This window comes from Burkholderia sp. RF2-non_BP3 (assembly GCF_001522185.1).
Taxonomy (GTDB): domain Bacteria; phylum Pseudomonadota; class Gammaproteobacteria; order Burkholderiales; family Burkholderiaceae; genus Burkholderia; species Burkholderia diffusa.
The window spans coordinates 39,812-55,600 of sequence record NZ_LOSU01000057.1; the positions used below are offsets into that span (position 1 = coordinate 39,812).

Annotated in this window: 14 protein-coding genes; 10 read left to right on the forward strand and 4 right to left on the reverse strand. The window is 67.2% G+C overall.

Features of this window, described 5'->3' with window-relative positions; genetic code table 11:
- Window positions 1-16 precede the first annotated feature (16 nt).
- Complete coding sequence (gene hemB, locus WS45_RS26965; protein WP_059702546.1) at window positions 17-1,015, reverse strand: porphobilinogen synthase; 999 nt, start codon at window positions 1,013-1,015, stop codon at window positions 17-19.
- A gap of 253 nt (window positions 1,016-1,268) precedes the next feature.
- Window positions 1,269-1,928, reverse strand: coding sequence for a ribosome biogenesis GTP-binding protein YihA/YsxC (gene yihA, locus WS45_RS26970; protein WP_059505749.1), 660 nt, complete (start codon window positions 1,926-1,928; stop codon window positions 1,269-1,271).
- Between the two features lie 218 nt (window positions 1,929-2,146).
- Between yihA and WS45_RS26975 the strand changes: the two genes are divergently transcribed.
- From WS45_RS26975 to msrQ, 5 genes are all read left to right on the forward strand, one after another.
- The gene (locus WS45_RS26975) at window positions 2,147-2,800 is read left to right on the forward strand and encodes a c-type cytochrome (RefSeq protein ID WP_059535578.1); all 654 of its coding nucleotides are present in this window, start codon (window positions 2,147-2,149) and stop codon (window positions 2,798-2,800) included.
- A gap of 201 nt (window positions 2,801-3,001) precedes the next feature.
- Entirely contained in the window at window positions 3,002-5,218 is a 2,217-nt protein-coding gene (locus WS45_RS26980; protein WP_059702548.1) for a cytochrome c biogenesis protein ResB, read from the forward strand.
- A 4-nt stretch (window positions 5,219-5,222) separates the two neighbouring features.
- Window positions 5,223-6,413, forward strand: a complete 1,191-nt coding sequence (gene ccsB / locus WS45_RS26985) for a c-type cytochrome biogenesis protein CcsB (RefSeq protein WP_059535582.1) — start codon at window positions 5,223-5,225, stop codon at window positions 6,411-6,413.
- A 158-nt stretch (window positions 6,414-6,571) separates the two neighbouring features.
- Window positions 6,572-7,567, forward strand: a complete 996-nt coding sequence (msrP, locus tag WS45_RS26990) for a protein-methionine-sulfoxide reductase catalytic subunit MsrP (protein ID WP_059702643.1) — start codon at window positions 6,572-6,574, stop codon at window positions 7,565-7,567.
- 20 nt (window positions 7,568-7,587) lie between these two features.
- Window positions 7,588-8,277, forward strand: coding sequence for a protein-methionine-sulfoxide reductase heme-binding subunit MsrQ (gene msrQ, locus WS45_RS26995; protein ID WP_059702645.1), 690 nt, complete (start codon window positions 7,588-7,590; stop codon window positions 8,275-8,277).
- A gap of 86 nt (window positions 8,278-8,363) precedes the next feature.
- Here the strand turns inward: msrQ and lptM are convergent, their stop codons facing one another.
- Entirely contained in the window at window positions 8,364-8,645 is a 282-nt protein-coding gene (lptM, locus tag WS45_RS27000) for an LPS translocon maturation chaperone LptM (RefSeq protein WP_059535586.1), read from the reverse strand.
- A gap of 36 nt (window positions 8,646-8,681) precedes the next feature.
- Here lptM and cyaY point away from each other — a divergent pair, with 36 nt between their 5' ends.
- Complete coding sequence (cyaY, locus tag WS45_RS27005; protein WP_059692387.1) at window positions 8,682-9,008, forward strand: iron donor protein CyaY; 327 nt, start codon at window positions 8,682-8,684, stop codon at window positions 9,006-9,008.
- 98 nt (window positions 9,009-9,106) lie between these two features.
- Here the strand turns inward: cyaY and WS45_RS27010 are convergent, their stop codons facing one another.
- Window positions 9,107-11,494, reverse strand: a complete 2,388-nt coding sequence (locus WS45_RS27010; protein WP_156437291.1) for a penicillin-binding protein 1A — start codon at window positions 11,492-11,494, stop codon at window positions 9,107-9,109.
- Between the two features lie 226 nt (window positions 11,495-11,720).
- On the opposite strand from WS45_RS27010, the gene WS45_RS27015 reads away from it, so the two are divergent.
- The 4 genes from WS45_RS27015 to WS45_RS27030 are packed head-to-tail and all read left to right on the forward strand — an operon-like array spanning window position 11,721 to window position 15,782.
- On the forward strand, window positions 11,721-12,644 hold the full coding sequence (locus WS45_RS27015) for a hypothetical protein (protein WP_059702552.1): 924 nt from the start codon (window positions 11,721-11,723) through the stop codon (window positions 12,642-12,644).
- Window positions 12,641-13,276 carry a fimbrial protein gene (locus tag WS45_RS27020; protein WP_179950397.1) on the forward strand — a complete coding sequence of 212 codons (636 nt, stop codon included), beginning with the start codon at window positions 12,641-12,643 and terminating at the stop codon, window positions 13,274-13,276. The genes WS45_RS27015 and WS45_RS27020 overlap by 4 nt, the downstream gene beginning before the upstream one ends.
- Window positions 13,273-14,142, forward strand: a complete 870-nt coding sequence (locus tag WS45_RS27025; protein WP_059702554.1) for a hypothetical protein — start codon at window positions 13,273-13,275, stop codon at window positions 14,140-14,142. The genes WS45_RS27020 and WS45_RS27025 overlap by 4 nt, the downstream gene beginning before the upstream one ends.
- Window positions 14,139-15,782 (forward strand): type IV pilus secretin PilQ, encoded by a 1,644-nt coding sequence (locus WS45_RS27030; RefSeq protein ID WP_059702556.1) that lies wholly within the window; start codon window positions 14,139-14,141, stop codon window positions 15,780-15,782. The genes WS45_RS27025 and WS45_RS27030 overlap by 4 nt, the downstream gene beginning before the upstream one ends.
- Window positions 15,783-15,789 lie beyond the last annotated feature (7 nt).

The window sequence follows — 15,789 nt, forward strand, 5'->3', positions numbered from 1 at the left end:
CGCGCCGTCGTGCGGCTCAGCGCTGCGCTTTCAGCAGACGGGCAGCGTCGAGCGCGAAGTACGTGAGGACACCGTCGGCGCCTGCGCGCTTGAATGCGAGCAGCGATTCGAGCACGACCTTGTCGTGGTCGAGCCAGCCGTTCATCGCGGCGGCCTTCAGCATCGCGTATTCGCCGCTCACCTGGTACACGTAGGTCGGGAAGCGGAACTCGTCCTTCACGCGGCGCACGATGTCGAGATACGGCATGCCGGGCTTGACCATCACCATGTCGGCGCCTTCGTCGATGTCGAGGCGCACTTCGCGCAGCGCTTCGTCGCTGTTCGCCGGATCCATCTGGTAGGTCATCTTGTTGCCCTTGCCCAGATTGGACGCCGAGCCGACCGCATCGCGGAACGGGCCGTAGAACGCCGACGCGAACTTGGCCGAATAGGCCATGATGCGCGTATGGATATGGCCGTCGCTTTCCAGCATCTCGCGGACCGCGCCGATGCGGCCGTCCATCATGTCCGACGGCGCGACGATGTCGACGCCGGCTTCCGCCTGCGCGCGCGCCTGGTCGACCAGGATCTCGATCGTGTCGTCGTTGATCACGTAGCCGTTTTCGTCGAGCACGCCGTCCTGGCCGTGGCTCGTGTACGGATCGAGCGCGACGTCGGTCAGCACGCCGAGCTCGGGGAAATGCTTCTTCAGCTCGCGCACCGCGCGCGGGATCAGGCCTTCCGGATTGGCCGCTTCGCGGCCGTCAGGCGTTTTCAGCGACGGCTCGATGGCCGGGAACAGCGACAGCACGGGCACGCCGAGTTCGACGCACTGCTCGGCGACGTGCATCAGCAGATCGACCGACACGCGCTCGACGCCGGGCATCGACGGGACGGCCTGGCGTTCGTTGGTGCCGTCGACGACGAACACCGGGTAGATCAGGTCGTCGGTGGTCAGGCGGTTTTCGCGCATCAGGCGCCGGGAGAAGTCGTCGCGGCGCATCCGGCGCGGACGATGAAGCGGATGGAAGCTCATGGCGATTTGGTAGAAATCAGGGCAAGAAGGACCTTACGGAACCCTTAGGTCATTTTCGAGATCGTTGGTATATGATAGCGATCGAGCGGCACGCGTCGCGTGCAGCTCCCCGCTTCTCCTCCCTGAGCGGGTGCCTGTCGTTTTTCGATTAGGCTGTTTGACCCGCCGTTCAACGGCGGGTTTTTTTATGAGCCGGCCGAATTCGCAGGTGCCGTCAGGTGCGCACGGCCGATCCCGGCCGCGCGTTGCCCGCTTATTGTGCTACAGGCTCGCCTTTTTCGTCGGCGGCGGACGGCCGCACCCAGCTCTCGATCAGCTCATGCGCCTCGTCGAGCCCCGTGCGCTTCAGCGCCGAGAACAGCTGGACGGTCAGCTTGCCTTTCACGCCCTGGTCGCGATACGCGTCGAGTCCCTTCTGCGTGTTACGCAGCGCATTGATGCTTTCCTGGCGCGTCAATTTGTCGCACTTCGTCAGCAGCGTGTGGATCGGCTTGCCGGTCGGCGCGAACCACTCGATCATCCGGCGATCGAGGTCGGTCAGCGGGCGGCGCGAATCCATCATCAGGATCAGGCCGCACAGCTGCGAACGCGTCGCGAGATAGGACGACAGCAGCATTTCCCAGTGGGCCTTCGCGGCCCCCGGCACTTCCGCGTAACCGTAGCCGGGCAGGTCGACGAGGTTCGCGACGGGCTCGGCGGCCGGGCCGACGGAGAAGTAGTTGATGTGCTGCGTGCGACCGGGCGTCTTCGACGCGAACGCGAGCCGCTTCTGATTGCACAGCACGTTGATCGCCGTCGATTTGCCGGCATTCGAGCGGCCCGCGAACGCGATTTCCGGTTGCACCGTCGGCGGCAGGTCGCGCAGATGGTTGACGGTCGTGTAGAAGCGGGCTTGATGGAGCAAAAAGGCCATGGGGGAAACCGGAGGGACGGGGCGGCGCGAGCCGCTTGGTGGAGGCGGGGTAGCCCCGATAGGCGCGGGAGCTTTCAGCGCGATATTGTACAATACGCCGGTTTTGCCGAAGGGCTGCGGGCGCCTGCCTCGCGCTTTTATGCAGCTTCTGCGGTAGACTGGTCGACGTCGTTTTTTGCAGAACCTCAAATTCCCACAAGACGAAACAGGGTGTGCGAATGAATCGACTGTGCAAGTCTCTGATGGTGCTTCAGGTTGCAGCAGGGTTCGTAGGTTTCGTAGCGGAGGCAAACGCGGCGGATGCGGCAAAGCCGGATCTGGACCGCGGCAAGGCGATTGCCGGGCAAGTCTGCGCGTCGTGTCACGGCGCCGACGGCAACAGCGCATCGGGCAGTTTCCCGAAGCTCGCCGGCCAGCATCCCGAATATCTGGTCAAGCAGTTGAACGACTTCAAGGCCCAGCCGGGCGCGAAGGGGCCGGCGCGGACCAATCCGGTGATGGTCGGGTTTGCGAGCGCGTTGAGCGCGGACGACATGCGCAACGTCGCCGCGTATTACGGATCGCAGTCCACGAAGCTCGGCACCGCACGCGATGCGGCGACCGTGCCGATCGGCCAGAAGATCTATCGCGGCGGCATCGCGGAAAAGGGTGTGCCCGCCTGCGCGAGCTGCCACGGGCCGACGGGGCAGGGGATTCCGGTCCAGTACCCGCGTTTGTCGGGGCAGTGGGCCGATTACACGGTGGCCCAGTTGACCGCGTTCCAGCAGGGTGTCGGCGCGCGCAACAACAACGAGGCGATGCATCAGATCGCATCACGTCTGTCGGACAACGAGATCAAGGCCGTCGCGGATTACATCGCGGGCCTGCGTTGAACGGACGGTCGCGAATGGAATGACCGGACGCCCGAAGGGCGGCCGGAGTCAGAACAAGAAAAGGGTGGGGCGCCGCACCGTTGCGGTTGCCTCGCCCTTTTTTGTCGGCACTCGCCGGGCCGTCCCAAGAGTGCTGACCGCCCCCTCGGGGGCAGCGAACATAGTGAGCGTGGGGGCTGTGTCCCCTTAGTCGGAGTTTGAATGAGCGTTACCACGTCGGGGTTGCAGTCGAAGTCGGGTCAAAGTGCGTCCAGGCGCGCGGTCGAGTTGCTGAGCTCGATGCGCTTCGCGATCGCACTGTTGGTGGTGCTGTCGATCGCGAGCATCGTCGGGACGGTCCTGACCCAGGATGACCCGTATCCGAACTACGTGAACCAGTTCGGGCCATTCTGGGCGGACATCTTCCGCTCGCTGGGCCTGTACAACGTGTACAGCGCGTGGTGGTTCATGCTGATCCTGATCTTCCTCGTCGTGTCGATCTCGCTGTGCGTGATCCGCAACGCGCCGAAGATGCTTGCCGACGCGAAGAGTTGGAAGGACAAGGTGCGCGAAGGCAGCCTGCGCGCCTTCCACCACAAGGCCGAATACTCGGCGTCCGGCACGCGCGCGACCGTCGCGGCCTCGCTTGCCACGTTCGTCACCAAGGCCGGCTACAAGCATGTCGTGCGTGAAACCGACGGTGCAACGCTGATCTCCGCGAAACGCGGCGCGCTGGCGAAGTGGGGCTACATCTCCGCACACCTTGCGATCGTCGTGATCTGTATCGGCGGCCTGCTGGACAGCAACCTGCCGATCAAATTCCAGATGTGGATGTTCGGCAAGAGCCCGGTCAACACGAGTGCGACGATCAGCGAAATCTCGCCCGACCATCGGTTGTCGGCGTCGAACCCGACCTTCCGCGGCTACGCGTGGGTGCCGGAAGGCCAGTTCGTGTCCACCGCGATCCTGAACCAGCCGAGCGGTTCGCTGATCCAGGACCTGCCCTTCTCGATCCAGCTCAACAAGTTCATCGTCGACTACTACACGACGGGCATGCCGAAGCTGTTCGCGAGCGACATCGTCGTGATCGATCGCGAGACGGGCCAGAAGATCCCGGCGCGCGTCGAGGTCAACAAGCCGTTCACGTACAAGGGCGTGTCTATCTACCAGTCGAGCTTCCAGGACGGCGGCTCGCAGATGGAAATGACGGCCTACCCGATGACGGGCGGCAACGCGAAGACCTTCGCGGTGAAGGGCACGATCGGCAGCACGGCGCCGCTGCAGATGGCGGGCAGCGATGGCGACACGATCGAATTCTCCGACTTCCGCGCGATCAACGTCGAGAACATGGCGGACGCGAACGGCAAGCCGGACGTGCGCGGCGTCGCGAAGACGGAGTCGCTCAAGGAAGCGTTCGACGAGCGGCTCGGTTCGGGCGCGAAGACGTCGAAGCCGATGCAGCTCCACAACATCGGCCCGTCTGTGCAGTACAAGATTCGCGGCAAGGACGGCCAGGCGCGCGAATTCAACAACTACATGCTGCCCGTCGACATGGGCGGCACGCGCGTGTTCCTCGCCGGCGTGCGCGCGAGCCCGAACGATCCGTTCCGCTACATGCGGATTCCGGCCGACAGCCAGGATTCGATCGGCGAATGGATGCGCCTGCGCGCCGCGCTCGAGGATCCGGCCGTGCGTGCCGACGCCGCCGCACGTTTCGCGCAGCGTTCGCTGCCGACGACCGAAGCGTCGCTGCGCGGCCGCCTGCAGGACAGCGCGTTCAAGGTGCTGACCCTTTTTGCGGCGAGCGACGACAGCGTCGGCCGTGGCGCCGACGGCCAGCCGATCGGCGGCTTCCAGGCGGTGGCGACGTTCATCGACCGCTCGGTGCCGAAGGCCGAGCAGGAAAAGGCGGCCAGCCTGCTGCTGCGCATGCTCGAGGGGTCGATGTGGGAGGTCTGGCAGATCGCACGCGAGCGAGCCGGCGAGCCGGCCGCCCAGCAGGGCACCGACACGATCCGCTTCGTGCAGAACGCGATCAATGCGCTATCCGACAGCTTCTTGTACGGATCGCCGGTCTATTTGCAGCTCGACTCCTTCAAGCAGGTGCAAGCTTCGGTATTTCAGCTGACGCGCGCACCCGGCAAGAATCTGGTGTATCTTGGCAGCCTGCTGTTGGTCGCCGGCATCTTCTCGATGTTCTACGTGCGCGAGCGGCGACTCTGGTTCTGGCTCAAGGACGCCGGTTCGGGCGTCGATGTGGTGATGGCGATGTCCACGGCCCGCAAGACCTTCGATTTCGAGAAAGAATTCGTGCAGACGCGCGACGCGGCCGGCGCCGCCTTGCGCGCCACGCCGCGCGACGCCGCACCCGCCGGTGCGGCAGCGACTGCCCGTCCGCCCGCCGGCGACGGTTCCGATTCCGAGAATTCCACCCGGTAACATCATGGATCTCACTCAAGTTTCCTCTTCCCGTTCGGGGCCGGTCCAGGCCCCGAATCCGGCGCCGTTGTTCGACGACCGTCCGTTCCTCGCGCGCCTGTCGATCATCGACTGGCTGTTCGCCCTGGCACTCGTGGTCGGCGCGGGCTATGCGTTCGTGCATTACAACGAACACATGAATTACTACGACAAGGCGGTGATGATCGGCACGGTGCCGGCGCTTGTCGTGCTCGGCTGGCGCTGGAAGCCTGCGCGGCTGATGATGGCGTCGATCGCGGTGCTGTCGCTGCTGTCGATCCAGATCTACCAGGGCGATCTCGCGCGCGCCGATTCGGCGTTCTTCCTCAAGTACTTCCTGTCGAGCCAGTCCGCGATCCTGTGGATGAGCGCGCTGTTCGTGCTCGCGACGATCTTCTACTGGATCGGCCTGCTCGCGCGCTCCGAATCGGGCTCCGCGATCGGCCAGAAAATGACGTGGGTCGCGGTGCTGATGGGTTTCACCGGCCTGATGGTGCGCTGGTACGAGTCCTACCTGATCGGTGCCGACGTCGGGCATATCCCGGTGTCGAATCTGTATGAAGTCTTCGTGCTGTTCAGCCTGATCACCGCGCTGCTCTACCTGTATTACGAAGGCCACTACGGCACGCGCTCGCTCGGCGCGTTCGTGCTGCTGGTCATCAGCGCGGCCGTCGGCTTCCTGATGTGGTACTCGGTCGCGCGCGACGCACAGCAGATCCAGCCGCTCGTGCCGGCGCTGCAGAGCTGGTGGATGAAGATTCACGTGCCGGCGAACTTCATCGGCTACGGCAGCTTCGCGCTGTCGGCGATGGTGTCGGTCGCGTACCTGATGAAGGAGCGCGGCGTGCTCGCCGATCGCCTGCCGACGCTCGAGGTGCTCGACGACGTGATGTACAAGTCGATCGCGGTCGGCTTCGCGTTCTTCACGATCGCGACGATCCTCGGCGCGCTGTGGGCCGCGGAAGCATGGGGCGGTTACTGGAGCTGGGACCCGAAGGAAACCTGGGCGCTGATCGTATGGCTCAACTACGCGGCCTGGCTGCACATGCGCCTGATGAAGGGCCTGCGTGGCGCGGTCGCCGCCTGGTGGGCGCTCACGGGCCTGCTCGTGACGACGTTCGCGTTCCTCGGCGTCAACATGTTCCTGTCCGGGCTGCATAGCTACGGCAAGCTGTAAGATTTCCGACGTTGGTCCGACAAAAGACCGCCGGCGCACTGCGTGCCCGGCGGTTTTCTTTTGTAACGGGCGGGCGGTCCGGGCGTCGAACGGCGCAGCACGGGTCGGGTCGAACGCTCATGAAGCGTGCGCGCCGCGCATGCAGGAGGAGCAGCACGATGTGGATCAAACACTCTTTGCGCACCGTACTGACCGGCGGTGATATCGCGCAGAGCCAGATTACGCCGCGCGCGGTATTCGAGAACCGGCGGCGCGTATTGCAGGCCGCCGGCCTGGCGGCGGCGGGCGGATTGCTTGGCGGCAGCGGCGCGGCGTTCGCGGCCTATGCGTCGCCGGACGCGCGGGCCGCGAAGCTTGCGGCGAAAACCAACCCGAGGTTCGTCGCGGCCGACAAGGTGACGCCGTTCAAGGACATCACGTCCTACAACAACTTCTACGAATTCGGCACCGACAAGAGCGACCCGGCCCAGAACGCGGGCACGCTGCGGCCGCGCCCGTGGCGCGTGAGCGTCGAGGGCGAGGTGCTGCACCCGAAGGTGTTCGATCTCGACGAACTGCTGAAGCTCGCGCCGCTCGAGGAGCGCGTGTACCGGCTGCGTTGCGTCGAAGGATGGTCGATGGTGATTCCGTGGATCGGCGTGCCGCTGTCCGAGCTGATCAAACGCGTGCAGCCGACCGGCAACGCGAAATACGTGCAGTTCATCACGCTGGCCGATCCGTCGCAGATGCCTGGGCTGTCGGCGCCGGTGCTCGATTGGCCGTATTCGGAAGGGCTGCGGATGGACGAGGCGATGAATCCGCTGACGCTGCTGACGATGGGCGTGTACGGCCAGGTGCTGCCGAACCAGAACGGCGCGCCGGTGCGGATCGTCGTGCCGTGGAAGTACGGCTTCAAGAGCGCGAAGTCGCTGGTGAAGATCCGCTTCGTCGACAAGCAGCCAAAGACGAGCTGGAACACGTATGCGTCGAACGAATACGGCTTCTATTCGAACGTGAACCCGAACGTCGATCACCCGCGCTGGAGCCAGGCGACCGAGCGCCGGATCGGCGAGGACGGCTTCTTCACGCCGAAGCGCAAGACGCTGATGTTCAACGGCTATGGCGATCTCGTGGCGTCGATGTATCAGGGCATGGACCTGAAAAAGAACTTCTGAGCTTGCCGGTGAGAAACGACATTCCTTCCTCCACGCTGACGCCCGTGCGCGCGTCCGGCATGCGCACGGCTGCCGCTGGTGGTGCCGGGGCCGGCGCGGCGCGTACCGCCTCGCCGCGCTGGCTTGCCCCCGCCAAGGTGCTGGTGTTCGCGGCGGGTCTCTATCCACTTGCACGTCTTGTGCTGTACGGGCTGACCGACCGGCTCGGCGCGAACCCGATCGAGTTCATCACGCGTTCGACGGGCCTCTGGACGCTGGTGATGCTCTGCATCACGCTCGCCGTCACGCCGCTTCGGCGCGTGACGGGCGTTCCCGCGTTGCTGCGCTTTCGCCGGATGATCGGCCTGTTCGCGTTCTTTTACGCGACGCTGCATTTCACGACGTATCTGTGGTTTGACAAGTGGTTCGACGTGCTCGCGATCCTGAAGGACGTCGGGAAGCGTCCGTTCATCACGATCGGCTTCGCCGCGTTCGTGTTGCTGATTCCGCTGGCCGCGACGTCGCCGCGCGCGATGGTGCGCCGGCTCGGCCGTCACTGGGCGACGCTGCACCGCGCAATCTATGCGATTGCGCTGTTCGGCGTGCTGCATTTCTGGTGGATGAGGGCAGGCAAGCACAATCTCGCGCAGCCGAAGCTCTACGCGACGATCGTCGCGGTGCTGCTCGGCTGGCGGCTGCTTGAATGGGGCTGGCGGCGCATCCGTGCATGACGATGCGGGCCTGAAAAAAACAAAAGGCGATGACGGGAAGTCATCGCCTTTGTTGCGAACGAAACCGCGCGGGCCGCGGGGTGCGATTATTGCGCGACAACCGGGCCGGATGCGGGCGTCGCGGCTCTCGACGCATCGCTCGACAGCTCCGGCGACAGCGTGAGCGGCGTGCCGGAAGAATCGGGAATGCTTTCGGTCGACGCGTTTTCATCGGTCGGCGTGACGTCCGACGGCGGCGTGTCCTGTTGCTGGATGGGCTTCGCCGGCAACGGCGGCACGGTGGGCAGATAGAGCGGGCCGCGTTGACCGCAGCCGGCAAGTATCGCCAAAGCCGCTACAATCGCGCTCATCCGGAAAACGACTCGCATGATCGTCCCTGAACAATTTAACCGATAGAGTTTAGCATGTCCGATACTGAATACCTGGCCCGTGCCGAGGCCGTGCTGGCGGCCGTCGAGCGTACCGTGGATGCCGCGAACGACGGCGACCACGACATCGATCTGGAGCGCAACGGCAGCGTGCTGACGCTGACGTTCGAGAACGGCTCGAAGATCATCATCAATCTCCAGCCGCCGATGAAGGAACTGTGGATCGCCGCGAAGGCGGGCGGATTCCATTACCGTTTCGTGGACGGCGAATGGCGCGATACGCGCACCGGCTCCGAGTTCTTCGCGGCGCTCACCGACTACGCGACGCAGCAGGCCGGCCAGCCGATCACGTTCGGCGCGTAACGTTCGGCGCTCGCCCGACCGGGCGCCCGATACGCCGGATCGAAGCACAAGAAAAAAGCGCCCTGCGGGGCGCTTTTTTCATGCTCGGGCCGTTCGTGTCAATGGCCGCGGAACAGGTTCATGATGTCCTGCTTCTCCTGCTCGTCGACGTGCGGCACGGGTTCGTCGGTGTTCTGCACCGCCGGCGCCTGCGGCACGCCGACCGTCGACACGAAGCCGTGCCCCGGCGTGAACTCGGTGAAGTAAAGCTCGCTGCCGAGCGCCTGGACGTCGTCCGGCATCGTCGGCTTGAACTCCGGCGTGCCCTTCAGCGCCGCGCCCATGTAGTCGATCCAGACCGGCAGCGACAGGCCGCCGCCGGTTTCGCGATCGCCGAGGCTGCGCGGATTGTCGTAGCCGATCCACGCGATCGCCGCGAGCGTGTGCTGGTAGCCGGCGAACCATGCGTCGTGCGAATCGTTCGTCGTACCGGTCTTGCCGGCGAGGTCGGTGCGCTTCAGCACGTTCGTGCGCGCGCCCGTGCCGCGCTGCGCGACGCTCTGCAGCAGGCTGTTCATCACGTACGCGTTGCGCGCGTCGATTGCGCGCGGCGCATTCTGCTCGGCGATGAGCGGCTGCGCGCGGGCGACGATCGCGCCATTCGGATCGGTCACTTCGGCGATCAGGTACGGATTCACGCGGAAGCCGCCGTTCGCGAACACCGAGTACGCGCCGGCCATCTGCAACGGCGTGACCTGGCCCGCGCCGAGCGCCATCGGCAGATAGGCCGGATGGCGGTCGGCGTCGAAGCCGAAGCGCGTGATGTACTGCTGCGCGTACTTCGTGCCGATGTGGTTCAGGATCCGGATCGACACGAGGTTGCGCGAGCGCTGCAGCGCGGTGCGCATCGACATCGGGCCTTCGAAGCCGCCGCCGTAGTTCTTCGGCTCCCACGGCTGGCCGCCGGTTTCCGCGGCGCTGAAATACAGCGGGCCGTCGTTGATCACCGTGGCCGGCCCGAGGCCCTTGTCGAGCGACGCCGAGTAGATGAACGGCTTGAACGACGAACCCGGTTGCCGCCACGCCTGCGTGACGTGGTTGAACTTGTTCTTGTTGTAGTCGAAGCCGCCGACGAGCGAGCGGATCGCGCCGTCCTGCGGGACGATCGAGATGAACGCGCCTTCGACCTGCGGCAACTGCGTGATCGCCCACTTGCCTGCGTCGTTCTTCACGACCCGGACGATCGCGCCGGGCCGGATGCGGCGGTTCGGCTGCGCGCCGGCCGACAGCGCGCCCGACGCGAAGCGCAGGTTGTCGCCTTCGATCGTCGCGCTGCTGCCGTCGATGAAGGCGACGGTGATCTGGCGCGGGGTTGCGGCGGTGACGACCGCCGCGACCAGTTCGCCGTTGTCGGGGTGCTCGAGCAGCGCGTCGTCGATCGCCTGCTCGCGGTCGTCGGCGCCGGCCGGCAGCTCGATGAAGCCTTCCGGCCCGCGATAGCCGTGGCGGCGCTCGTAATCCATGATGCCCTTGCGCAGCGCGGTGTACGCGACCTGCTGGTCGGCGGAGTCGATCGTCGTGACGACGTTGAAGCCGCGCGTGTAGGTTTCCTCGCGGTACTGCGCGTACATCATCTGGCGGACCATTTCCGCGACGTACTCGGCGTGCACGCTGAATTCGCGGCCGGCGCCCTTGACGACGAGCGGCTGCGCGACGGCTTCGTCGTACTGCTCGCGCGTGATGAAGTTCAGCTCGAGCATCCGTTGCAGGATGTATTCCTGGCGCACCTTCGCGCGCTTCGGATTGACGACCGGGTTGTACGCGGACGGCGCCTTCGGCAGCCCCGCGAGCATTGCCGCTTCCGCGAGCGTGATGTCCTTCAGGTCCTTGCCGAAGTAGACCCGCGCGGCGCTCGCGAAGCCATACGCACGCTGGCCGAGATAGATCTGATTCATGTAGACCTCGAGAATCTGATCCTTCGTCAGCGCGCGCTCGATCCGGTACGCGAGCAGCATCTCGTAGATCTTGCGCGTGTAGGTCTTTTCGCTCGACAGGAAGAAGTTGCGCGCGACCTGCATCGTGATCGTGCTCGCGCCCTGCGACGCATGGCCGTTCGTCAGCGCGACGAAGCCGGCGCGGGCAATGCCGGTGAGGTCGACGCCGCCATGATCGTAGAAGCGCGCGTCCTCGATCGCGAGGATCGCCTTCTTGAGCGAGTCGGGCACGTCCTTGAAATGGACGATGTCGCGGCGTTCCTCGCCGAATTCGCCGATCAGCACGTGATCCGACGTGTAGATCCGCAGCGGTACCTTCGGACGATAGTCGGTCAGCGCGTCGAGCGACGGCATGTTCGGCCACGCGACGACGAGCGCGTAGCCGAGCACGAGGCCGCCGGCCACGACGAGGGCCACGCACATCGCGGCGAGGCCGATCAGGACTTTCAGCCACCAGGACCGCTTCTTCGGCTCGGGCGCGGGAGGCGGGGACGTAGGAGACGTGGATTGCATAGGCATACCGGAAAACAGTCCCGCGATTATAGCTGCCCGGTAAGACGGTCCCTGACGCGGGGGACGTCCGCCGGCACGCGGCTGATCGCGGTGCCGTCAGTATGGGGTCCGCGCGGCCGCTCCGTGCCACGACTGGCCGTTCGGCCGACTGTCTGGCGCGCGCGCCGCTTTGCAGAATCAGGCCTCGGAAACGCGGCGTGGGCCGCGACGATCGCGGGAGGCTGGGATGGCAGGACGATGGGCGGCGCGGTTCGCGCCGGGCAGGCACCGCTCGACGGGCATCGACGTCGGGGCGGACGAGGTGAGGGTGGCCGTGCTGAGCCGGCGCGGCCGGGCTGCGGATGTGCGGGTCGAAGGACTCGAGCGGGAGCCGGTCGGACTGGCGGGCGGGCCGGAGGACGCGCGCTGGGCTGCGGTCGCACGTGCGTTGGCGGCGGCGGTGTCGCGGCTGTCGGCGGCGGGCGTGCGCTGCGACGCGCGCGGCGTGATGGCGCTGCGCGATGACGAGATGCAGACCGCGACGCTCGATCTGGCCGGGCGCGACGACATCGCGGACGCCGCCCGGCAGGCGGCCGAACGGATCTCGGGGCTGGCACCTGACGACCTCGCGTTCGACTGGCGGCAGGACGACGACGCGTGCCGGGGCGAGATTGCGGTCGCCGTGGCGCCGCAGGCATTGCTCGAGCGGCGGATCGACGTGGCCGCGCAGGCCGGCATCGATCTGACGGCCGTCGACGGCGAGTCGGCTGCCGCGCTGCGCGCGTTGCGCTATGCCGCGCAGTTCGAGCCCGACGCGCACGGCCCGTATGCCGCATTCTGGTTCAACGACACGGGCGTGCGCGGCTGGCGGATTGACGGTGCGATCGCCGCACCGGTGCTCGCGCTGTCCGGCGACGTGCGGGCGGCGTTGCCGGACGCATTGCGCCAGTGCGAGTTCGAGCCGGTGCGCTGCGTGCTCGTGGCCGGCGACGAGCGCTGCATCGCCCGCTGCGGCGCGTCGGCCGCCGATATCGGCGATGCGCTCGGGGCGGCCGTGGTGCCGTTCGACTGCACCGGATGGGACGGTCTGCCGGGCGTACCCGCCGGCGCGCCGGGCGGTCCGGCGTTTGCCCTCGCGGTCGGGCTGGCGCTGCGCGGGGTGTGGGAATGATCGTCGATATGGGGTTCGGGCGGGCTGCCGCCGGCCATGCCGCGCTCGGGGGCTTCAATTTGCTGCCATACCGTGAGCGGCTGGCGCAGGCGCTGCGGCGCCGCCGTGCCGCGCAATGCGGGGCGGCGATCGTGCTCGGCGCACTCGGGGCCGGTCTCTGGGCAGGGGTGGCGACAGCGTGGCGATGGCGCGTGGATGCCGAGCGCACGCGAGTGGAGGCGCGGCTACGGCAATTGCAGCCGCACGTCGATGCCGCACGGCGCACCGCCGGCGCGGCAGCCGATCTCGCGCAACGCGATGCGCGAGCGGCCGTGCTTGCCGCGCCGTATCGGCGCGTTGCCGGACTGCTGGCGACGCTGGCGCAGGTGCGCGACGACACGGTTCAGCTCGACGCATTGCGTACGACATCGTCCGGTGCCGAGCTCGACGCGCGTGCGACGAGTTACCGGACGGCTGCGCGATGGCTCGCACGCATCGCGGCCGAGCAGCGCGACTGGCGCTTCGACATCGGTGCGCTGACACCGGCTTCGGCCACGCCGGTCGCGGGTTCGGCCGTGCCGTTCCGTTTCTCCGTGCAGGTGCGCTGGCACGACGCGCCGCCGCGACAGACGGCGACGGGAGGCGGCGCATGACGGCGATCGTGCATCAGTCCATGCCTGACGGCGCCGAGTGGCTCGGCCGCGTGACGCGGATGTCGCCGGCCGCCGTGCACGCCGTTGGTTGTGCGCTCGCATTCGCGTTCGTGATGGGGGTGGGCGTTTATCTGATGAATGCCGTCGATGGAAGCGGACTCGCACGCAGCCGTGCATTGCTGGCAACGGCGCAGATACGGGCCGCCGACGCACAACGGCTGCTCGCGGCCGCCGCGCCGCGGCGCGATATGGGTCCGGTTGCCGGGCGGGACGCAGGCTCGCCGCCTGCGCCGGGGTGGCCCGCGCTGATGCTGGAGCTGGCTGACGTGGTTCGAGGAAGCGGACTGCGGGTTGTGTCGATCGAACCGCGGCGCACTGACGATGCGGCGCCGGATGGCCGGCGCACGGTGCGGATCGTCGCGGAAGGCGGTTTTCCGGCGCTGCTGCGCCTGATGGGCGGGCTGGCGAGTTTCCCGGTGCTGGTGGTGCCGTCCGGGCTGCATATCGAGAGCAAACCGCCCGCGTCGCAGGTGGACATGACGATCGACGTGTTTCCGGCGCTGTCGGGGGCCCGGGTTCCGGACGGCGCGAAGGCGGTGCTTGCCGGCGCGCGGAGCGACGATCCATTCGGCGGAGCCGGTTCGCCGACGGTGGCTGACGATATGACGCCGCGCCTGGCCGGCACCATTCGCGACGGACGCACCGGGCTTGCGCTGTTCGACGCCGGCGATGGCGCATTCGCGACCGTTGCGCCGGGCGAGGCGTTCGGGGTATCGCGTGTGGTGAGCGTCGATACCGGTGCCGTGACGGTCGCGACGGCCGATGGCGCACGCCGGCTCGTCGTGGACGACGGAGGTCATTCATGACGAAGTACGGATGGTGGGTGATCGCATTCTGGGCTGGATCGAGCGTGGCCGCCGTGGACGCGGCGCGATCGCCTTTGCCGCCGGCCGGCTGGCCGATCGGGTCGATACGGGCGTATGCCGAGGACACGCCGCTGCCGCAGGGCGTGCCCGACGGCCTGGACGGCGTGAGCGGTAACGCGCCCGCGCACGATGGTCCACTGCCGTTCGACCAGGCGGCGCGCACAGCGCTTCAGGCGAATACTCCGGCACCCGCGCCCCAGCTGGAAGGGCCGCCGATTCCATTGCCTCCGCCGACGCGCATGAGCGACGCCGCGGCGCGGCACCCCGGCGATGCGGACGACGCGCGGCGAATCTCGCTGAATCTGCAGGGCGCCGGCCTCGCGGCCGCATTCGACGCGCTCGCGCGATTCACCGGGCTGAACATCGTCGTCGGCGAGCAGGTGCGCGGCACCGTGACATTACGTCTGAACAATGTCCGCTGGCGCGATGCGTTCGATACGTTGCTCGACACGCACGGGCTGGCGATGTCCCGGCGCGGCAACGTGATCTGGGTCACGCCGGCGGCCGAAGTCGCCGCGCGGGAGCGCGAGCGCTTCGAAACGCACGCACGCGCGGCCGAGCTGGAGCCGCTCGCGAGCCGAACCTTCGTGCTGCATTACCCGCGTGCGCAGGACGTGCAGCGGTTGCTGGCCGGGGCGACCGGCCAGCGCCTGCTGTCGAAGCGCGGTGCCGCGGCGGCCGATCCGCGCATGAACTTGTTGTTCGTCACCGATCTGGCGCCGCGCATCGAGCAGATCGCGGGCCTGATCGACGCGATCGACCGGCCGTCGCGGCAGGTCCGGATCGAGGCGCGCATCGTCGAGGGCGAGCAGGGGTTCTCGCGCAACCTCGGCGCACGCGTCGCGCTGCGCGCACAGGGGCGGGCTCCCGCTGCAGACGGGGCGGCGACCGTGACGGACACACGCAACGCGCTCGACCTGGCCGCGCGACCGCTCGGCGGCTTCGAGGCGGCGACGGCCGGCTTCACGTTGTTCGCCGCGCCGCTCAGCCGCGTGCTCGACGTCGAATTGAGCGCGCTCGAGGCGCAGGGCCGGGGCCAGATCGTTTCGAGCCCGCGCGTGGTGACGGCCGACCGCGTGAAGGCAATCGTCGAACAGGGCTCGGAGCTGCCGTACCAGGCGAAAGTCGGCAACGGCGTGAGCGGCGTGCAGTTCCGCCGCGCGACGCTGAAGCTCGAGGTCGAGCCGCAGATCACGCCCGACGGGCGCGTCGTGCTCGACCTGGACGTGACGAAGGACAGCATCGGCGAGCCGACGGCGGCCGGCCCGGCGATTCATACGAAGCACGTCCAGACGCGCGTCGAGGTCGAGGACGGCGGAACGGTCGCCATCGGCGGGATTTACGAGCAGTTGAACCGGGACGATGTGACGCGGGTGCCGCTCTTGGGCAAAATACCGGTTCTGGGCGCGCTTTTCCGACACCGCGCGCGGCGCGACCAGCGCAACGAACTGGTCGTCTTCATCACGCCGACGGTCGTCGGCGCGCGTTGCGAAACGGTCGGCGCGGGCGACGCGGATGCGGGAAAAACGGGGCCGGAAGCCGGTGGCGCAGGCTCGACAAGGCAGCCGCTTTGCCAGTAAGCTGCGC

Bases quoted from the DNA above. Each gene is read 5' to 3' on its own strand.
- WS45_RS27025 (WP_059702554.1), top strand. From the start codon at position 13,273: ATGACGGCGATCGTGCATCAGTCCATGCCTGACGGCGCCGAGTGGCTC.
- WS45_RS27030 (WP_059702556.1), top strand. From the start codon at position 14,139: ATGACGAAGTACGGATGGTGGGTGATCGCATTCTGGGCTGGATCGAGC.
- hemB (WP_059702546.1), bottom strand. From the start codon at position 1,015: ATGAGCTTCCATCCGCTTCATCGTCCGCGCCGGATGCGCCGCGACGAC.
- ccsB (WP_059535582.1), top strand. From the start codon at position 5,223: ATGGATCTCACTCAAGTTTCCTCTTCCCGTTCGGGGCCGGTCCAGGCC.
- msrP (WP_059702643.1), top strand. From the start codon at position 6,572: ATGTGGATCAAACACTCTTTGCGCACCGTACTGACCGGCGGTGATATC.
- WS45_RS26975 (WP_059535578.1), top strand. From the start codon at position 2,147: ATGAATCGACTGTGCAAGTCTCTGATGGTGCTTCAGGTTGCAGCAGGG.
- cyaY (WP_059692387.1), top strand. From the start codon at position 8,682: ATGTCCGATACTGAATACCTGGCCCGTGCCGAGGCCGTGCTGGCGGCC.
- lptM (WP_059535586.1), bottom strand. From the start codon at position 8,645: ATGCGAGTCGTTTTCCGGATGAGCGCGATTGTAGCGGCTTTGGCGATA.
- WS45_RS26980 (WP_059702548.1), top strand. From the start codon at position 3,002: ATGAGCGTTACCACGTCGGGGTTGCAGTCGAAGTCGGGTCAAAGTGCG.
- yihA (WP_059505749.1), bottom strand. From the start codon at position 1,928: ATGGCCTTTTTGCTCCATCAAGCCCGCTTCTACACGACCGTCAACCAT.
- WS45_RS27020 (WP_179950397.1), top strand. From the start codon at position 12,641: ATGATCGTCGATATGGGGTTCGGGCGGGCTGCCGCCGGCCATGCCGCG.
- WS45_RS27010 (WP_156437291.1), bottom strand. From the start codon at position 11,494: ATGCAATCCACGTCTCCTACGTCCCCGCCTCCCGCGCCCGAGCCGAAG.
- WS45_RS27015 (WP_059702552.1), top strand. From the start codon at position 11,721: ATGGCAGGACGATGGGCGGCGCGGTTCGCGCCGGGCAGGCACCGCTCG.